This is a genomic window from Photobacterium sp. 1_MG-2023 (assembly GCF_030547945.1).
Classification (GTDB): Bacteria; Pseudomonadota; Gammaproteobacteria; order Enterobacterales; family Vibrionaceae; genus Photobacterium.
Genome location: NZ_JAUORR010000031.1, coordinates 30,668 through 48,347, shown reverse-complemented (window position 1 = coordinate 48,347; position 17,680 = coordinate 30,668). Strand labels below are relative to the sequence as shown.

Annotated in this window: 16 protein-coding genes and 1 tRNA gene; 9 read left to right on the top strand and 8 right to left on the bottom strand. The window is 52.3% G+C overall.

The window, feature by feature from the left end; all coding sequences use genetic code 11:
* Positions 1 to 99: 99 nt before the first annotated feature.
* Positions 100 to 176 (top strand) — tRNA-Trp (locus tag Q4579_RS19845).
* Positions 177 to 456: 280 nt separating this feature from the next.
* Positions 457 to 1,296, top strand: coding sequence for an endonuclease/exonuclease/phosphatase family protein (locus tag Q4579_RS19840; RefSeq protein WP_303566490.1), 840 nt, complete (start codon positions 457 to 459; stop codon positions 1,294 to 1,296).
* Here Q4579_RS19840 and Q4579_RS19835 read toward each other — a convergent pair.
* The 3 genes from Q4579_RS19835 to gloB all read right to left on the bottom strand — a co-directional run bounded on the left by Q4579_RS19835 (position 1,280) and on the right by gloB (position 4,394).
* On the bottom strand, positions 1,280 to 1,969 hold the full coding sequence (locus Q4579_RS19835) for a YIP1 family protein (RefSeq protein ID WP_303566488.1): 690 nt from the start codon (positions 1,967 to 1,969) through the stop codon (positions 1,280 to 1,282). The two genes, Q4579_RS19840 and Q4579_RS19835, sit on opposite strands and share 17 nt — an antisense overlap.
* A complete protein-coding gene (locus Q4579_RS19830) occupies positions 1,966 to 3,564 on the bottom strand; it encodes a LysM peptidoglycan-binding domain-containing protein (protein ID WP_303566486.1) in 1,599 nt (532 codons plus the stop codon). Before Q4579_RS19830 ends, Q4579_RS19835 begins: the two co-directional genes overlap by 4 nt.
* A 71-nt stretch (positions 3,565 to 3,635) precedes the next feature.
* Entirely contained in the window at positions 3,636 to 4,394 is a 759-nt protein-coding gene (gene gloB, locus Q4579_RS19825) for a hydroxyacylglutathione hydrolase (protein WP_303566485.1), read from the bottom strand.
* A gap of 39 nt (positions 4,395 to 4,433) precedes the next feature.
* Between gloB and Q4579_RS19820 the strand changes: the two genes are divergently transcribed.
* The gene (locus tag Q4579_RS19820) at positions 4,434 to 5,177 is read left to right on the top strand and encodes a class I SAM-dependent methyltransferase (protein WP_303566484.1); all 744 of its coding nucleotides are present in this window, start codon (positions 4,434 to 4,436) and stop codon (positions 5,175 to 5,177) included.
* Positions 5,178 to 5,189: 12 nt separating this feature from the next.
* Here Q4579_RS19820 and rnhA read toward each other — a convergent pair whose 3' ends face one another.
* Complete coding sequence (gene rnhA / locus Q4579_RS19815; RefSeq protein ID WP_211646100.1) at positions 5,190 to 5,654, bottom strand: ribonuclease HI; 465 nt, start codon at positions 5,652 to 5,654, stop codon at positions 5,190 to 5,192.
* Positions 5,655 to 5,708: 54 nt separating this feature from the next.
* Between rnhA and dnaQ the strand changes: the two genes are divergently transcribed.
* Entirely contained in the window at positions 5,709 to 6,440 is a 732-nt protein-coding gene (gene dnaQ, locus Q4579_RS19810; RefSeq protein ID WP_211646099.1) for a DNA polymerase III subunit epsilon, read from the top strand.
* Positions 6,441 to 6,447: 7 nt separating this feature from the next.
* Positions 6,448 to 7,704, top strand: coding sequence for a TIGR03503 family protein (locus Q4579_RS19805; RefSeq protein ID WP_303566482.1), 1,257 nt, complete (start codon positions 6,448 to 6,450; stop codon positions 7,702 to 7,704).
* A 66-nt stretch (positions 7,705 to 7,770) separates the two neighbouring features.
* Here Q4579_RS19805 and fadE read toward each other — a convergent pair whose 3' ends face one another.
* Entirely contained in the window at positions 7,771 to 10,224 is a 2,454-nt protein-coding gene (gene fadE / locus Q4579_RS19800) for an acyl-CoA dehydrogenase FadE (RefSeq protein ID WP_303566480.1), read from the bottom strand.
* A gap of 359 nt (positions 10,225 to 10,583) precedes the next feature.
* Here fadE and lpcA point away from each other — a divergent pair, with 359 nt between their 5' ends.
* Together lpcA and Q4579_RS19790 are read left to right on the top strand one after the other, a co-directional pair.
* Positions 10,584 to 11,168 (top strand): D-sedoheptulose 7-phosphate isomerase, encoded by a 585-nt coding sequence (gene lpcA, locus Q4579_RS19795; RefSeq protein ID WP_303566479.1) that lies wholly within the window; start codon positions 10,584 to 10,586, stop codon positions 11,166 to 11,168.
* Between the two features lie 29 nt (positions 11,169 to 11,197).
* Complete coding sequence (locus Q4579_RS19790) at positions 11,198 to 12,016, top strand: class II glutamine amidotransferase (RefSeq protein ID WP_211646095.1); 819 nt, start codon at positions 11,198 to 11,200, stop codon at positions 12,014 to 12,016.
* A 96-nt stretch (positions 12,017 to 12,112) separates the two neighbouring features.
* Here the strand turns inward: Q4579_RS19790 and purN are convergent, their stop codons facing one another.
* Entirely contained in the window at positions 12,113 to 12,757 is a 645-nt protein-coding gene (purN, locus tag Q4579_RS19785; RefSeq protein ID WP_303566478.1) for a phosphoribosylglycinamide formyltransferase, read from the bottom strand.
* Positions 12,758 to 12,760: 3 nt separating this feature from the next.
* Complete coding sequence (purM, locus tag Q4579_RS19780; protein ID WP_211646093.1) at positions 12,761 to 13,801, bottom strand: phosphoribosylformylglycinamidine cyclo-ligase; 1,041 nt, start codon at positions 13,799 to 13,801, stop codon at positions 12,761 to 12,763.
* A gap of 194 nt (positions 13,802 to 13,995) precedes the next feature.
* Between purM and upp the strand changes: the two genes are divergently transcribed.
* Positions 13,996 to 14,622: a uracil phosphoribosyltransferase gene (gene upp / locus Q4579_RS19775; protein WP_211646092.1), complete on the top strand. Its 627-nt coding sequence runs from the start codon at positions 13,996 to 13,998 to the stop codon at positions 14,620 to 14,622.
* Between the two features lie 99 nt (positions 14,623 to 14,721).
* Here the strand turns inward: upp and Q4579_RS19770 are convergent, their stop codons facing one another.
* Positions 14,722 to 15,972, bottom strand: a complete 1,251-nt coding sequence (locus Q4579_RS19770; RefSeq protein WP_303566477.1) for a uracil-xanthine permease family protein — start codon at positions 15,970 to 15,972, stop codon at positions 14,722 to 14,724.
* 420 nt (positions 15,973 to 16,392) lie between these two features.
* On the opposite strand from Q4579_RS19770, the gene Q4579_RS19765 reads away from it, so the two are divergent.
* A complete protein-coding gene (locus Q4579_RS19765; RefSeq protein WP_303566476.1) occupies positions 16,393 to 17,574 on the top strand; it encodes a DUF2066 domain-containing protein in 1,182 nt (393 codons plus the stop codon).
* Positions 17,575 to 17,680: the final 106 nt, after the last annotated feature.

The following is a 17,680-nucleotide window of genomic DNA, read 5'->3' as shown; positions in this document are numbered from 1 at the left end:
GCGGTAGTTCAGTTGGTTAGAATACCGGCCTGTCACGCCGGGGGTCGCGGGTTCGAGTCCCGTCCGCTCCGCCACTTATTTAGCTAGAAATAGCTCTGTAGGGGATTAGTTCAGCCCGGTAGAACGTCGGTCTCCAAAACCGAATGTCGGCGGTTCGAATCCGTCATCCCCTGCCACTTTTGAAAGCCTCGTCTTCGGACGGGGCTTTGTCGTTTCTGAAGGTCAGCGCGTTGCGCTGATGTCAGCGGCTGGAACGCCAGTCCGATCGTCCGTCATCCCCTGCCACTCTTCAAAAACCTCGTCTTCGGACGGGATTTTGTCGTATCTGAAGGTCAGTGTGAACCATTAAAACCTGTGCGTGTTCTTTTTGAATAAAAGTCGCGGAGATAGCGCTTTGGTGCAGAAAACGTAGAGTGATAACATGCTGATCTGGCCAAGAATTGTTGCAGGTACAGAATGTTGAAAAGGCTCCTCGTTGTTTTCGTGTTGATTCTGCTCTTTGCCGGAGGCGGAACCTATTATTCTTTTGATATTCCTGAACAGGCGCAAGTGACTGACGCGGTAGAAGGGAGGTCGTACAGCATTCATTGCCTGGATGTGAAGCCGAAAGCGGCGATAGACCGAAATGGTGTTCTTCAGGTCACGGTCTGGAATATTTACAAACAGCAACGTGACAACTGGCAGTCCGCTCTGGAAACTTTCAGCGCAGAAAGCGATCTGGTCTTGATTCAGGAAGCCAAGCTGAGTGAGTCATTCAGCAATTATCTGGCGCAGAGCCCATGGCAAGTCACGATGGCAAATGCGTTTGCTTTTCTGGATACACCTGCGGGCGTGATGAATCTTTCCCGGCAAGAGGCGGCACAAACCTGCGCGTATCTTGCGGTTGAACCCTGGCTGCGAATTCCTAAATCCGCGCTGCTCGCCAGATATCCTTTGAGCAATGGACAACAGTTAACCGTGGTCAATCTGCATGGAATTAATTTCGCATGGGGCCTGGAGGAATACCGTGCGCAGTTTGAAGCTTTGTCTGAACAGCTCAACGAAGCGCAAGGACCTATTTTATTGGCTGGCGATTTTAATACATGGCGGGAGGAGCGGATGGCCGTTGTGAATCACTTCATTGCGCAGCTGGGTCTGCATGAAGCCACGTTGGAAAAAGATTTGCGCACCCGTGTTTTGGGCTGGCCGTTGGATCATTTGTTTTATCGTGGCATGGTTCTGGAAACGGCAGAGGCGCCTGCTACAGACGCCTCTGATCATCACCCGATTATTGCGCGCTTCAGGCTGACCAAATAAGTAATGGCCAGACAATCACAACCAGGAGCCACGGCAGGGCGGCGATGACGATGGCTTTCGCGCGCTCAATCCCACACCAGACACTCACGGCGATATAGGTGAGTGCGATATACCAGGGCATCAGCAAAGGAATACTGGCGGAAAATGCAGCCCATGGATGTCCCATTGGTAATTGAAGGAAAGCATTAAGGCTATTCAGATCCGCGGCATTCGGCAGGATGTTCTCTGGATTAAACAGAATGTTGAGATAGCTGGCGATATCACCGATCAGGCTGGGAAACATGATAAAACAGCTTGCGGCGAGCCACTTGCCAAAACTTTGCGGCATCTGGCTGCTTTTGGTGGCCAGATTCAGCCAAAGGGCCAGCATCAAGAGGTTAGCCGTGCGGCCAAAGATATCACCAAAGACTTCTCCAGCCAGCAAGACTTCTTTGGTCAGCCATTGCTGTTGATTGTCTTCTGACATCATGGGTAACTGGCTGCGGAGTGTCTCCTGCAACCAAGCAAAATCGACCTGATTGAAGTAAGCTCCCCATAAGCCGAATGGGGCTAATATCAGTAACAGATAAGGCAAGAGCGCCCATTTAGGGCGCTGATGAACGGCGGTAAAACAATCCACGGGGGAGCGGAATGTATCCAGAAGTGCAATGAATGGATTGGTTGGTGCCGTCATACGCTTACCTTCGTCACATCCACATAGAGTTTCAGTTTCTGGCCCGGTTTCAGGTATTTCTGGTTGTTGAGTTGATTCCACTTAATCACATCAGCCAGCTTCACCTTAAATTTGTCTGCGATCACACTCAGATTATCGCCAGAGCGAACTTCATAATAGACGGTACGAATGACACCGCCATTCTTGCTGGTTTTCCAGACATTCAGTTTCTGGCCAACCCGAAGTGTGGCGCTTTTCTTTAATCCGTTCCATTTCATCAGTTCTTTGATGCTGACATTTTGCTTCTTCGCAATCGTCCAGAGACTGTCACCCGATTCGACTTTGTAAATCGTGCGGTAGCCGCCTCCGTGTTTGGCTTGTGAGCGAACTTGGCTGGTCAGGCTCGGAAATGCGTTTTCCCCATTCAACGCAACCGGGATCAGGATGTGTTTGCCCGCACGAATACCTGAACCAGAAATTTTGTTTGCGCGCTGGATCAAATCAACCGTCGTGTGGTGTTTTTTCGCCAGAACACTCAGGCTGTCGCCAGTTTGAATCTGGTAGCGAATGACTTTCATGCCTTGTCGGCCACTGTTTTCAAAAGCCTGGTTGAACGTGTCGACCTTATCTGCCGGAAGCAGTAAATGTGTTTGGTTGTCCGGAGCCGTTGCCCATTGGTTGTAGGCAGGATTCAGGGCTTTGAGTTCAGAGAGCGAAAGGCCAGCGTACTTTGCTGCCATTGCCAGATCCATCTGGGTTTTTGGATCGACGGTCTGAACGGCGGGTTCATTGGCGATGAAAGGGACATCAACCCCATATTTGCTCTGGTTTTTAATGATATCCGCAACGGCCAGCAGTTTGGGGACATAACCACTGGTTTCCTTTGGTAAATCCAGTGACCAGAAGTCCGTTGGTTTGCCGGCTTTTTTGTTTGCACGAATGGCACGGAAAACACGGCCTTCCCCGGTGTTGTAAGCCGCCAGTGCATGGAGCCAGTTGCCATCGAAACGGCGGTTCAGGTAGGCGAGCAAATCCAGAGCCGCTTCGGTCGACTGAACCACGTCGCGGCGGCCGTCGTACCACCAGTTTTGCTCAAGGCCAAACTGTCGGCCGGTTCCCGGAATGATTTGCCACAGACCGGCTGCCCGGCCGTGAGAATATGCAAACTGATCAAATGAGCTTTCAACTATCGGCAAAAGCGCCAATTCCAGTGGCATGCCACGTTTTTCGACCGCTTCAGTGATGTGATAAAGGAAAGGCTCGGCACGGGATGCCACAATGGTCAGGTGGCCCGGATGTTTTAAGTACCAGTTCCGATAGTAGTTAATTTGCTTGTTGTTTGGCGTGTCTAACTGAAGTTGCAGGGCAATGCGTTGCCAGACGTCATCTTGTTCTTGCGGGCTGATGACAGGCGCCGGAGGAGGAATCAGCTGTTCTGCAGCTGGAGCCAGAGTCGCTGTCGCGCTGGCCGGAGTGTTGCCCGGCACTTCATTCTTGTTGTTTTGCGTTGTGCCTGCACTTTCTTGATTGGTTGCCACAGTTTCTTGTTGTGAGTTTTCTGTGATCTGGCAACCAGCCAGCAGCAGTGCACTTGCTAAAAAAAATCGGGATTTCATGTAACCTGCCTTTAACCAAAATCGCAGGTGATAATACTTGGCGATTGGTGCAGGTTACAAGTGACAGCCCTTCAAAAATTATCCTTCCACCGGCGCAGGGCGGCGAAGGTTTCCAGGTCACTTTCATTAACTGCTTTATTAGAAACAGCTTTTTTGATGCTCGGCTGATCACAACGCAGGAAGGGATTCACTCTTTTTTCCAGGCCGAGTGAGGTTGGAATGGTGCTGATTCCTCTGGCTCGGCGCTGACTGACATCTTCCCGGTAACGCTGCAGGTGCGGGTTGTCCTGCTCTGCAACCAGGGCAAATGCAAGATTGCTGCTGGTATATTCGTGTGCACAAAAAACTTCTGTTTCATCGGGCAGGGCGGACAATTTTTGTAAGGAATTGTACATTTGTGCAGGTGTGCCTTCGAAAAGGCGACCGCAGCCGGCAGAAAATAAAGTATCACCGCAGAAAAGTTTACCGTCGCCGACATAGGCAATATGACCAGCGGTATGACCGGGGACGCCCAGTACCATGAAACGTTCGCCGAAAATATCGACCTGATCGCCATCTTCAACAGATTGGGTCAGGCCCGGAATGGCTTCATCGCCGGGGCCGACGACATTACAGTTGGGGAAGGCGCGTTTGATTTCACTGATCCCGCCCACGTGATCGTGGTGGTGGTGGGTGATGAGAATGGCGTCCAGGGTCAGCGTTTCTTCTTTCAACCGGGAAAGTACTGGCGTGGCATCACCTGGATCAACGACAACACAGCGATTATCCGGGCCCTGAATCAGCCAGATGTAATTGTCGTGAAATGCAGGTATGCTCTTCATTGTTAGCATCTAATTGTCTCCGGTCCTTGATGTGGTGAGTCATCATTTATGAAGCCAGCCCGCACGATAAAACCTATCGACACCCCCAACACCTGGTCTCAGCTTGTACAGGGAGAATGGGCGGCGCAGTTACTGCAGGCGCAGCTGGATGAGTGGTGGCCGCGATTGTTTGGCTACCATCTGCTGAAGCTCGGTGGCCTGAGCTGCGAACTTGTCAGTGGGCATTGTAACATCCGGCATCAGGTTTGTATTGACCGCGTTAATCCGCTTCGGAATCTGGAAGCCGATCCTCTGGCCCTGCCATTTCTGGAAAAATCTTTCGATGCCTGTGTACTGGCGCACCAGCTGGATTTCTGTCCGGATCCTCACACACTGTTACGGGAAGTGGATCGGGTGCTGGTCGATGACGGTTATTTACTGATCAGTGGTTTTAATCCGTTGAGCCTGCATGGATTAAGGGGGCTTTTACCCTGGAACCGCAAGCGGGCACCCTGGTCGGGGCGGATGTTCATGCCGATGCGTGTGAAAGACTGGCTGGGGGTGCTGAATTACGAAGTGGTGTTTCACGAAAACCTTGCCATTTTGCCCCCGACACGCTCTCCGGCTTTCTCTGCCTGGGCGGAAAGCATGTTATCCGGTTCACTCTCCGGAGTGGGGGGGATCTATCTGATTGTTGCAAGAAAGCGGACGTTCCCGCTCAAACCGATCAAACCCAGCTGGAAACTGCGCCGGCAACTGACACCCATCTCAGTCAACTGCCGGACGCAGGCGAGTGAAAAGCGCCGGGGGTAATACAGTGCAGAGTCAGGCTTCCTGATAGCCTGTATCGTCCTGAGTCGGCGATTCTGCGGCCTGGCGTGCCAGTTCATCACAACGTTCATTTTCCGGATGTCCGGCGTGGCCTTTCACCCAGTGCCAGCGAACCTGATGGCGCTGGGTTTCGGTGTCCAGCCGTTGCCATAAATCGGCATTCTTCACGGGTTTCTTGTCGGCTGTTTTCCAGCCACGTTTTTTCCAGTTATGAATCCACTGTGTGATTCCCTGACGGACGTATTGGCTGTCTGTGGTCAGATCGACAATGCACGACTCTTTCAGAGATGCTAGCCCGACAATAGCGGCCAGTAATTCCATGCGATTGTTTGTGGTCATAAAAAAGCCATCATTCAGCTCTTTTACATGGCCTTTGTACCGTAAAAGGGTACCGTATCCTCCGGGTCCCGGATTTCCGAGGCAAGAACCATCGGTGAAAATCTCTACCTGTTTGGTCATCTTTGGTAGTATTCGTCTTAGGATAAAAAAACTTAGTCTGACATAACCAACACTATGAATGCCACTAATGAACGCATAATTGTATTCGATACCGAAACTACGGGTATGAATATGACCGGCCCTCACTACGAAGGGCACTGTATTGTCGAGATCGGCGCGGTTGAAATTATTAACCGTAAATTCACCGGCCGGACTTTCCACGTCTACATCAAACCGGATCGGCCGATTGATGCCGAAGCTGTGGCGGTTCACGGGATCACCGATGAATTTCTGCGCGATAAGCCCACGTATGGAGACATCCATCATGAGTTTATGGACTTTATCCGTGGCGCCGAGCTGGTCGCACATAACGCGCCCTTCGATATCGGCTTTATGGATTATGAGTTTCAGAAACTCAATCCGTCGATAGGCAAAACCACCGATTTCTGTACGGTGACCGATACCCTGGATATGGCGAAGAAAATCTTCCCGGGGAAACGGAACAACCTCGACGTGCTCTGTTCACGTTACGGCATTGATAACTCCCATCGAACGCTGCACGGCGCTTTGCTCGATGCCGAGATTCTGGCTGATGTCTATCTGATGATGACCGGCGGCCAGACATCACTGGCGCTGCATGCCGCAGGGGAAGAGAGTGACGGTGGTGCAGAAAGTGGTATCCGTCGTCTAACCAGCGGACGGAAAACATTAAAGATTATCCGGGCTTCTGCCGATGAACTAAAAGCGCACGAAGCGCGTTTAGATATCATTGAAAAGAAAGGTGACGTCACACTCTGGCGTCAATAGGAGAAGTATGCGAAGGCTAGCGTTACTGTCGACATTGATCCCGGCTCTGCTTGGCGCACAAAGTGCGTCGGCGGCGTCTTGGTTGGATAACCGCTTTCGGGTGGATCCGACCATCAAACAGGTGGCCTTCGTGGTAGAAAGAGAAACCAAAAACCAGAATGTGGTTTTGGTGCGTCCGGATGGCGTGAAATATTATCCGTGGCGCCATCCGGATAATGTCGCCTGGCATGAAGAAGCAGGCATGGACATCATCACCATTGAGAATCCGATGCCGGGGCCATGGCAGGCGGTGGGTAAAGTCAGCACAAAGAACCAGGTGAAGGTGTTGTCAAACCTGAAGCTGGACGTTGCCACTTTGCCGGAACGCTTTTATCAGACCGAAACCTATAAGTTTACGGCGCGCCTGACACAGGATGATCAGTTGCTGACTGATCGGGATTTTCTTGATCGGGTGAAGATGTCGGTGTACTTCTATGAGTATGTGGATGACCCCGAGGCGCTGGCTGAAGATGCGTTACCCACGCCGCTGAAGCTGGGTGAGTTTTCGGATGACGGCCTGGAGCTGGATGAAGCGCCGGGAGATGGCGTTTTTACGGTCGCCCTGCCCATTGAAATTCAGCCGGGTCGTTACCGGGTGAAAATGACCTCCGGGAACGGGATATTTCTGCGAACGTATGAGCAGGAGGTCATGGTCTATCCGCCGCCGCTGTTACCGTCTTTTATTCAGGCAAGAAATACCGAAGAAAATCATACGCTGGTCGTGACCTCGGATGAAGGCATGATTCAGCCCGGGTCGCTCTCAGTTCATCTGGATCAGGAGGCGCCAGACGGCTCGGTGACGGTGAGTCAGGAGCAGGCTGCCCCGGATGCGACCCGGCTTGAAGCCAGTGTGCCGAATCTGCTCAACCCGGGCAGCTATGCGTGGTCGGGCTGGTTATATGCCACAGATACTTACCAGCAACGTGCGCTGGTGTTCCCGATGCAGAAAAGCCATTTCGCAATCACATCGGTTCTGCATCTGGATAAAAATCTGGCCGAATATCGGGCACAACAGGAAGAGAAAGCCAGGCTGGAAGAAGAAAAGCGTCGGCTTGAAGCGCAACTGGCTGCCCGGAGTCAGACCTGGAACATGATTCTGGGCGGGAATGCAGTGATTGTGCTGCTGGCTGCGGTTTGGGTGTTCCTGCGCAGACGCCGACATCGGTCTGCGGCCAGCGAACAGGATGAACCGAGACTGGAAATTCCGCCGGACATGAAAGTCTGAAGGAACCCGGAAAACAGCAAAGGGAAGCAGAAGCTTCCCTTTGTTTTTTGTGGTGATGCAAGCGGTTTACGCAGCGTTTTCAATTGCTTTCTGCGGCTCTGACACGCCTGCGACCAAACGCTGGGGGTCAAAGTCATCCACATTGATGGTCCGCAGACGGCCGGCTTCAGCACGGCGAAGCAGGGCGGCTTCATCTTCATTGATGGCTTTGAGTTCCAGACCGGTATCGGCCACTTTGTCCAGTTGCATGAATGGCAGTTTCTTACCCGCTGCCTGACAGACGCGGTCATACAGCGGTTCTGCGGCCAGAATGTCTTTCAGCGCGTCTTCCATCATTCCGGCTGGGTTGCTTTCAATCGCTTCCAGGAATTGACCACGGCCCAGACGATCACGGGTTTCACAAGGGGTTTGCAGCATGACTGCCAGCTTGTGGTCCAGTTTGTCGCTAGGCTGGACGCGGGACAGACCACGCGGCAGAATCAACACGCGCAGCAGTCCGGCCAACGCACGGCTCGGGAAGTTACGCAGGAACTGATCAATCGCTTGCTCGCTCTGATACAGTGCATCCTGCAGGCCCCAATGAACCAGTGGCAGATCTTCTTGCTTACACCCGTCATCGGCATAACGTTTCAAAGTGGCTGAAGCCAGATACAGCTGGCTCAGAATGTCACCCAAACGGGCAGACAGACGCTCTTTCCGCTTCAGAGAGCCGCCCAGAACAGCCATTGACATGTCAGACAGCAATGCCATGTTGGCACTGTATCGGTTCAGTTGCTGGTAATAGCGCTTGGTGGCATCTTTCCGGGGGGCAGACGAACCGCGACCATCAGTCAGGCCCAGCCAGAATGAACGAATCAGATTGCTGAAGACGAAGCCGACGTGGCCAAAGAGAGCACTGTCGAAGTCGGTCAGTGCCTGACGCTGATCTTCGTTATAAGCGGCATTCATTTCCGTCAGCACGTAAGGGTGGCAGCGAATCGCCCCCTGGCCATAGATGATCATGGAACGGGTCAGAATGTTGGCACCTTCAACAGTGATCGCAATCGGGGCGCCCTGATAACCACGGGCCAGGAAGTTGCTTGGGCCCAGACAGATCCCTTTCCCGCCGATGATATCCATGGCATCAATGATGCCGCGCTGGCTGCGGTGGGTACAATGGTATTTCACGATGGCCGAGATCACTGAAGGCTTCTCGCCCAGGTCAATCCCCGAAACCGTCAGGCTGCTGGCAGCATCCAGAACATAGGCGTTGCCTGCAATACGAGCCAATGGCTCTTCAATACCTTCCATTTTACCGATGGGTAGTTTGAACTGACGACGGATGCGCGAATAGGCACCAGTTGCCAGCGCTGTGGTTTTCAGGCCGCCCGTGGTGTTCGATGGCAGCGTGATGCCACGGCCAACAGACAGACATTCAACCAGCATCCGCCAGCCCTGACCGGCCATCTCCTGACCACCGATGATAAAGCTCAGCGGCACGAAAATTTTGTCACCCTGTGTCGGACCATTCTGGAACGGCACATTCAGTGGGAAGTGACGGCGGCCAATCTTCACACCTTCCAGATCAGTCGGGATCAGCGCACAGGTAATGCCGAGTTCTTCCTCATCCCCTAACAGGTGTTCCGGATCGTATAGTTTGAAAGCCAGGCCCAGTACAGTCGCGACAGGGGCAAGCGTGATATAACGCTTATTCCAGGTCAGCTCCATGCCCAGCACTTCTTCGCCTTGCCATTCGCCTTTGCGAACAATCCCGAAATCAGGGATGGCACCGGCATCTGAACCCGCTTCCGGGCTGGTTAGGGCGAAACATGGAATTTCTTTCCCTTCAGCTAAACGAGGCAGGTAATGATTTTTCTGATCTTCTGTACCGTAGTGTTGCAGCAGCTCACCCGGACCGAGGGAGTTCGGTACACCAACGGTTGAAGAAAGCACCATGGAGACACTGGAGAGCTTTTGCAGCACCAGAGATTGCGCATAGGCAGAGAACTCCAGACCACCAAATTCTTTCTTGATGATCATGGCAAAAAACTTCTTGTCCTTCAGATATTGCCAGACTTCTGGAGGCAGATCGGCCATATCATGGGTGATCTCAAAGTCGTTCACCATGCGGCAGACTTCATTGACCGGACCCTCCAGGAAGGCTTTTTCTTCGGCACTCAGGCGCGGGGCCGGAATGTCGTGGAGTTTGTTCCAGTCTGGCGCACCGCGAAACAGATCAGCTTCCCACCAGACGGTGCCTGCATCAATCGCTTCTTTTTCGGTCCGCGACATCTCAGGCATCACGCCTTTGAAGGCTTTCAGAGCGGGTTTACTCAGTAGTTTCTGGCGGATTGCCTGCAGGTTCAGTGGCAATGCGATGACCAGAAAAGCCAGCCAACTGAATTCACCAGTGATGTCCAGCAAGGTGCCGACAGCCAGTGTGGCAGCAATCACCAGCGTAAAGGTTCTCAGGCTGGCTCTGTGATAGGCGAGCAGCCCTGCGATTCCCAGTAACCCGAGCAGGTACACGAGTGTAGCCATTCTATCTTCTCCTTAGTCAGGAATATTCTGTGTGGGTATTTATCGTTTGACAAAACGAATAGGTAAGAGGTCATACCACTTGGTTTAAGTGTAAGATGAAGTTTGCCAAAATGTAAAAACTTTTTTTGAGAATTGCTGAGTAACTTCGCATTGTCATTTGAACGATTGAGGAACATCTGGGATGAAAAATCGGCGGGAAAACGGTTTCCTTCCCGGCAGAGCGGCTGATATGAGGGATAAATCACTGGTTTTCCCGACGTGCGAGTCGACACTTCCTAGGGTTTCTATGTAAACTGCCTGCCAGGGCATATCCAGCAAGGCATGGCCTTGCATCATCAATAATCCACAGAGAAAAGCCTATGTACCAAGATCTCATTCGTTCCGAGCTAACGGAAGCGGCAGAAGTACTGAATCGATTTATCAGTGATGAAAAGAATCTGGCGGATATCGCAGCAGCGGCAAAGCTGCTAGCGGACTCATTCAAGCAGGGTGGTAAAGTACTGTCTTGCGGTAATGGCGGTTCGCATTGCGATGCCATGCATTTTGCTGAGGAACTGACTGGTCGTTATCGTGATAACCGTCCGGGCTATCCGGGGATTGCGATTTCAGATCCAAGCCATTTGTCTTGCGTGAGTAATGATTTTGGCTACGAATATGTCTTTTCCCGCTATCTGGAAGCTGTGGGTGCCAAAGGTGATGTGCTGTTCGGCCTGTCGACCTCAGGGAACTCCGGCAATATTCTGAAAGCGATTGAGGCGGCGAAAGCCAAAGGCATGAAAGTGATTGCGCTGACCGGTAAAGACGGCGGTAAGATGGCCGGGCTGGCGGATGTTGAAATCCGTGTGCCGCATTTCGGCTATGCTGATCGTATTCAGGAAGTTCATATTAAGATCATTCACATCCTGATCATGCTGGTTGAGAAGGAAATGGAAGGCGTCGCGTAAGCCGGACGTCTGACAGAGGAAAGGGAAACATGTGTGAATTGCTTGGCATGAGTGCAAACGTGCCAACTGATATTTGCTTCAGCTTTACCGGACTGATGCAGCGGGGCGGTCGGACCGGCCCGCATGCTGATGGCTGGGGGATCACTTTTTATGAAGGAAAGGGCTTTCGGACCTTTAAAGATCCCAAGCCGAGCTGCCATTCTCAAATCGCGGCGCTGGTCCAGCAATATCCGATCAAAAGTTGTGCGGTGATCAGTCATATCCGCCAGGCAAACCGGGGTGGGGTGTGTCTTGAAAACACACATCCGTTTACCCGGGAACTTTGGGGACGTTACTGGACTTTCGCGCACAATGGTCAACTGACCGGATATGAGGCTTTGGAGACGGGTCGCTATCAGCCGGTCGGAGACACAGACAGTGAAATCGCATTTTGCTGGCTAATGAACCAGATTGATTCCCACTTCCCGCAACCACCTCAGGACTGGGGGCAGATATTCCAGCTGATCGCCAAGCAATGTGATCAACTGAGAAAGCTGGGGGTTTATAACATGCTGCTCAGTGATGGCGAGTTCGTGCTGGTGTACTGCTCGAACAACCTGCACTGGATCACCCGGCGTGCGCCCTTTGGTAAAGCATCGCTGATTGATGAAGATGTGACGATAGACTTTCAGCAGGAAACCACACCCAATGATGTGGTGACTGTGATCGCGACACAGCCGCTGACCAATGATGAGCGCTGGCATAAAATGGAAACCGGTGAGTTTGCTGTGTTCCACTATGGTGAGCTGATCAATCAGCGGAAGCTTGAAGTGCCAGAGGATCCACCGCCGTCACCAGCTCCCCGTTGATCCTGATTTTTGCCAGGCTCAGAGGTTCCTCAAATAAAAAATGCGGCTTTCAAAGCCGCATTTTTGTGTGCATCATCAGGCGTGTTTGCCCACAACTTACTCTTCTGAAGCATAGCCGTGCTGTGGCAGGCGTTCTCCGTCCAGAACCGCTGCATCGGATTGCATGACCACACGTCCTTCCAGAAACCACTGACAAACCAGCGGATAAATCCGGTGTTCTTGCTGCTGGACCCGCGCCATTACTGCTTCAGCGCTATCGCCGTCAAAGATGGGGACTTTTGCCTGCAGGATAACCGGACCACCATCCAGCTCTTCTGTTACGAAGTGAACACTGGTGCCGTGCTCGGAATCCCCTGCATCCAGCGCTCGCTGATGCGTATGCAGGCCCGTATATTTAGGCAACAGGGACGGGTGGATATTCAGCATCCTGCCTTCATAGTGGCGAACGAAGTCGCCACTGAGGATCCGCATATAACCTGCCAAGACAACCAGATCGGGTTGATAGCCGTCGATCAGATCAGCCAAAGCCCGGTCAAAGCTGTCACGGTCTGCAAAATCGGCTGCCGCGAGGTGCGCTGTCGGAATACCGGCATTGCGCGCGCGTTCCAGGCCATATGCATCGGCCTTATTGGAAATGACCGCAGCAATCCGACCATGGCTGATCGTCCCGTTTTCACAGGCATCGATGATGGCTTGCAGATTCGAACCACTGCCGGAAATCAGCACAACGATATTTTTCATTGTTCAGCGAATCTCCACCTGGGCTTCACCCTCGGCAGCATCTGCAATTGAACCCAGCAACCAGGCGTTTTCACCTTCGGCGGTCAGTAATTCAACGGCCTTGGTGGCTTGGTCTTGCGGCAGGGCAATGACCAGGCCGACACCACAGTTGAAGGTCCGGTACATTTCACGGGTATCCACATTGCCTGCTTGTTGCAGCCAGTTGAACACCGCTGGCCATTCCCAGCTTTTGCCGTCAATGACGGCTTTGGTGTTCTGAGGCAGAACGCGTGGAATGTTTTCCCAGAAGCCACCGCCAGTGATGTGAGAAATCGCGTGCAGTTCGCAGCTTTCCATCAGCTTCAGCACAGGTTTCACGTAAATTCGGGTAGGTTCCAGCAGGTGCTCAGACAGTGGCTTCCCTTCCAGATCCTGGTTCAGGTCGGCCTGAGAAACTTCAAGGATTTTACGAATCAGAGAATAACCATTGGAGTGAGGGCCACTTGAAGCGACAGCAATCAGCGCATCGCCTGCCTGGACTTTGGTGCCGTCGATGATTTCAGATTTCTCAACAACACCGACACAGAAACCCGCGACATCATAGTCTTCACCGTGATACATGCCTGGCATTTCTGCGGTTTCACCACCAATCAGTGCACAACCGGACTGAACGCAGCCTTCACCAATTCCGCTCACCACGCTTGCGGCGGTGTCGACATCCAGTTTGCCAGTGGCGTAGTAATCGAGGAAGAACAGAGGTTCTGCACCCTGAACAATCAGGTCGTTCACACACATCGCCACCAGGTCTATGCCAATGGTGTCGTGTTTTTTCAGATCCATCGCCAGACGCAGCTTGGTGCCCACACCGTCTGTCCCTGAAACCAGAACCGGCTCTTTATACTTGGTTGGCAGCGAACACAGTGCGCCAAATCCGCCCAAACCGCCCATGACTTCAGGACGTGTCGTGCGCTTGACTACACCTTTGATTCGATCAACCAAAGCATTCCCTGCATCAATATCGACACCTGCATCTTTGTAACTTAGAGAAGAATGATTACCGCTCACAACAGATCCTCACCGGTTAAATCGCAAAATCCGCAGTATGATAACAGTAGTCAGGGCGGAAAGGAAAACGTTTGCGTCAAATATTCTGTATGACGGAAACCTGACCAGATGGACGGTTATTCCCTACCTGCAAGACAATGGACTAGTGTATAATAGATCGATTTTTTTGAAATTTTGTTGTGTAGGAGTCCAAGATGAAAGTCGTTGAGGTAAAACACCCGCTGGTGAAGCATAAAATTGGTCTGATGCGTGAAGCGGATATCAGCACCAAGCGGTTTCGTGAACTGGCGACTGAAGTGGGTAGCCTGCTGACGTATGAAGCGACTTCAGACTTCGAGACAGAAACCATTACCATTGAAGGCTGGAACGGCCCGGTTGACGTGGATCAGATCAAAGGGAAAAAAGTCACTGTCGTGCCAATCCTGCGGGCTGGTCTTGGCATGATGGATGGCGTGCTGGAGCACATGCCAAGTGCCCGTATCAGTACGGTCGGTATTTACCGTGATGAAGAAACGCTGGAGCCTGTGCCTTACTTCCATAAACTGGCTTCAAACATTGATGAGCGTATGGCGCTGGTTGTTGACCCGATGCTGGCGACTGGCGGTTCCATGATTGCAACCATTGATCTGCTGAAAGAGCACGGTTGTCACTCCATTAAAGTGCTGGTGCTGGTGGCTGCGCCTGAAGGGATTGCAGCGCTGGAAAAAGCGCACCCGGATGTTGAGCTGTACACGGCTGCCATTGACCAGAAATTGAATGACAAAGGCTACATCGTTCCGGGCCTGGGCGATGCTGGCGATAAAATCTTCGGGACCAAATAATTCTGTTATCTGACCGATTCAAACATAAAAAAACCGGCTGATTGCCGGTTTTTTTATGTTTGAATGCCGCGACGTCAATCGCGGCTGAAGGCACGTCTCTTAATGATTGTCTGATTCCATTTGGGCGTTGTCGACAATGTTGCTCTCACCCAGATCTTTTGGCAGAACCAGGTTCAGTACGATAGCGATGATACCGCACAGGCTGACACCCTGCAGGCTGAACTCGCCAATGCCAAATGCCATACCACCAATTCCGAATACCAGCGTGACCGCGACAATCACCAGATTGCGTGATTTGTGCAGGTCCACCTGATTTTTGATCAGCGTATTGAGCCCGACGGTCGCAATTGAGCCAAACAGCAGAATCATGATCCCGCCCATCACGGGCACCGGAATGGTTTGCAGAATTGCGCCCAGTTTCCCAACGAAAGCCAGCACGATGGCAGTCACAGCACTCCAGATCATGATGGCCGGATTGAATGCTTTGGTCAGCATCACGGCGCCCGTCACTTCGGAGTAGGTGGTATTGGGTGGTGCGCCAACCATGGAAGCGGCGATGGTTGCGACACCGTCTCCGGCCATGGTGCGGTGCAGGCCAGGTTTTTTCAGATAATCTTTGTTCGTGACGTTCGAAATCGCCAGCATATCGCCCACATGTTCAACAGCAGGGGCAATCGCTACCGGGATCATGAACAGAACGGCGTTGATGTTGAACTCAGGCAGCGTGAAGTTGGGAACTGCGAACCAGCTGGCTTGCTGGACAGGTGTAAAGTCCACCACACCAAAGAACAGGCTGACGCCATAACCGGCAAGAATCCCTGCCATGATCGGCACCAGCTTAAAGATCCCTTTGGCAAACACACTGACCACAATCGTGACCAGCAGGGAGAACCCTGCAATCCATAAAGCCGGATCGCCGTCCACAATCTGAATCGCGCCATCACCGCTTTTTCCCAGAGCCATGTTGACGGCCGCCGGAGCCAGACCTAAACCGATGACCATAATGACCGGGCCAACCACGACAGGCGGCAAGAGTTTGTGAATGATGCCGACGCCCCGGACCTTAATCACGGCAGCCATCATCAGATAGACGATCCCGGCCATCATCAGGCCACCGAGAGTTGAGGGGATTCCCCAAGTTTGAACACCGTAAAGGATGGGAGCAATAAACGCGAAAGAAGAGGCAAGAAAAATGGGAACGCTGCGTTTGGTGATGATTTGAAAGAGTAAAGTGCCGAGACCGGCGCCGAACAAGGCAACATTGGGATCAAGCCCGGTTAACAGTGGTACCAGGACTAACGCACCAAATGCCACAAACAGCATCTGGACCCCTTGTAAGATCTGCATCATTGTCACAATTCTCCCTCGGTATAAAAAAATCGCGCAATGCTAGCACAAGCGCAAACGATTCCCCAGTGATCCCGGACATTAATTTGATAATCTTGTTACTGAATGAGGTGATTTGACTGCGGCGCATCCCGGATGTCCGACTTTATGCATCTTGTTTTTTATTAATCGTGGATAACACAACGGGCTGAATCCGATCATGCGTATCATTGGATGCACAGCGGAACGCCAACTGCTGCCCGTTTTTAGGATTTTTTTATGACAATTTACGTTATTTGCGGATGCCTGAGGTATATTAGCTCCAGCGGCTGCAAGGCCCGAGAATTAAGCCCGCGTCTGATAAGATGAGGCTTCGATGGATAAAAAATGATGATCCGGTTGTCTGACAGCCGTGAATGATCAAGAAAAAACGACGAGTGACTTATGTGGCGTTTTGCTTTTTTCGTTGTAGCACTGGTGACCTTACCGCTGCAGGCTGCAACCGTGAATACCCTATATCAGGCAGAGGTGTTGCTGCCGGATACCGATACTCAGACGGAACGTGCCGCCCGGGCAACTGCTTTGCAGCAGGTGCTGATCAAAGTGTCTGGCCAGAGTGATATCGCCGGGAATGAGGTGATTCAGAAAGCACTGGACAATAACAGTGCTTATGTCAGCCAATTGGGACAAAGTACGGTCAACGGGCAACCTGCACTGGCGGTTAGCTTTGACCGCGGAAAAGTCCGGGATTTGCTGACACAGGCGAACGCGACGTTCTGGTCGGAACAACGTCCGACTATACTGGTCTGGCTGGTGGAAGATCAGGGACGTGATCGGAATATTGTCTGGGATCAGTCTGGCAATCAGCTACAGAGCAATTTGAATCAGTTCGCAGCAATGCGGGGTCTGCCTGTGTTGCTGCCGATTGGCGATTTTGAAGATGTCACCGCAATCAGCGTACCGGATCTGTGGGGCGGGTTCGCTCAGCCTGTGGCTCAGGCCAGTGCACGGTATCAACCGGAAGCGATTCTGATTGCCCGCGTGAGCGGCAGGGGTGCGAAAAGCCAGGTGAACTGGCAATTATTCCCGAATACTCCGGCCGAGATGTTAGAAGGTAATGCAGCGCCGATTGAAGGACGCAGCCAGGGTCAGGATGCGATTCAGGGAATGATGAATACCCTTGCAGATGAACTGGCTGCGCGTTATGCGGTACAGCTGGGCGGTGCGACGGAAGGCGGGTTTGCGATTGAGGTTGCCAATGTCCGTCATGTTGAAGATTTTTTCCAGCTGGAAAAATTGCTGCAAGCGATGAGCTCTGTGGCAGATGTTGATGCCACCCATTTGCAGGGAGACCGGGTTCGCTTTGCCATTAAGCTACTGAGCAACGAACAGGCATTTGCCCGTGAGCTGGAGATGGAACCGCGACTGAGGGCGCAGTCTGTTTCAGCCCTGGTTCGTGAAATGCCGCAAGAAGCGTCCGCCGCTCAACCCGTCACGGAAGGGATCATTACCCCGACCTCCCGGGAAGGTTCAGCGTCTCAGCCACTGCCTCAGCTGGATGTCAGTGCGACTCGGGAATCGGCAGCATCTGGCATCAGTCAGTATGTCTGGCATCCGAATTCATAAACGAAAGTCATAAAAAACCCGGCCATGCCGGGTTTTTTGTCACCGATGCTTAGACCAATCAAAGTCAGTCAGTGATCAAGCATTTGAACAAGCTAGGATGACCAGT

Excerpts from the sequence above, each read along its gene's own strand:
- Q4579_RS19840 (WP_303566490.1), top strand. The coding sequence starts at position 457 with ATGTTGAAAAGGCTCCTCGTTGTTTTCGTGTTGATTCTGCTCTTTGCC.
- Q4579_RS19835 (WP_303566488.1), bottom strand. The coding sequence starts at position 1,969 with ATGACGGCACCAACCAATCCATTCATTGCACTTCTGGATACATTCCGC.
- Q4579_RS19830 (WP_303566486.1), bottom strand. The coding sequence starts at position 3,564 with ATGAAATCCCGATTTTTTTTAGCAAGTGCACTGCTGCTGGCTGGTTGC.
- gloB (WP_303566485.1), bottom strand. The coding sequence starts at position 4,394 with ATGCTAACAATGAAGAGCATACCTGCATTTCACGACAATTACATCTGG.
- Q4579_RS19820 (WP_303566484.1), top strand. The coding sequence starts at position 4,434 with ATGAAGCCAGCCCGCACGATAAAACCTATCGACACCCCCAACACCTGG.
- rnhA (WP_211646100.1), bottom strand. The coding sequence starts at position 5,654 with ATGACCAAACAGGTAGAGATTTTCACCGATGGTTCTTGCCTCGGAAAT.
- dnaQ (WP_211646099.1), top strand. The coding sequence starts at position 5,709 with ATGAATGCCACTAATGAACGCATAATTGTATTCGATACCGAAACTACG.
- Q4579_RS19805 (WP_303566482.1), top strand. The coding sequence starts at position 6,448 with ATGCGAAGGCTAGCGTTACTGTCGACATTGATCCCGGCTCTGCTTGGC.
- fadE (WP_303566480.1), bottom strand. The coding sequence starts at position 10,224 with ATGGCTACACTCGTGTACCTGCTCGGGTTACTGGGAATCGCAGGGCTG.
- lpcA (WP_303566479.1), top strand. The coding sequence starts at position 10,584 with ATGTACCAAGATCTCATTCGTTCCGAGCTAACGGAAGCGGCAGAAGTA.
- Q4579_RS19790 (WP_211646095.1), top strand. The coding sequence starts at position 11,198 with ATGTGTGAATTGCTTGGCATGAGTGCAAACGTGCCAACTGATATTTGC.
- purN (WP_303566478.1), bottom strand. The coding sequence starts at position 12,757 with ATGAAAAATATCGTTGTGCTGATTTCCGGCAGTGGTTCGAATCTGCAA.
- upp (WP_211646092.1), top strand. The coding sequence starts at position 13,996 with ATGAAAGTCGTTGAGGTAAAACACCCGCTGGTGAAGCATAAAATTGGT.
- Q4579_RS19770 (WP_303566477.1), bottom strand. The coding sequence starts at position 15,972 with ATGATGCAGATCTTACAAGGGGTCCAGATGCTGTTTGTGGCATTTGGT.
- Q4579_RS19765 (WP_303566476.1), top strand. The coding sequence starts at position 16,393 with ATGTGGCGTTTTGCTTTTTTCGTTGTAGCACTGGTGACCTTACCGCTG.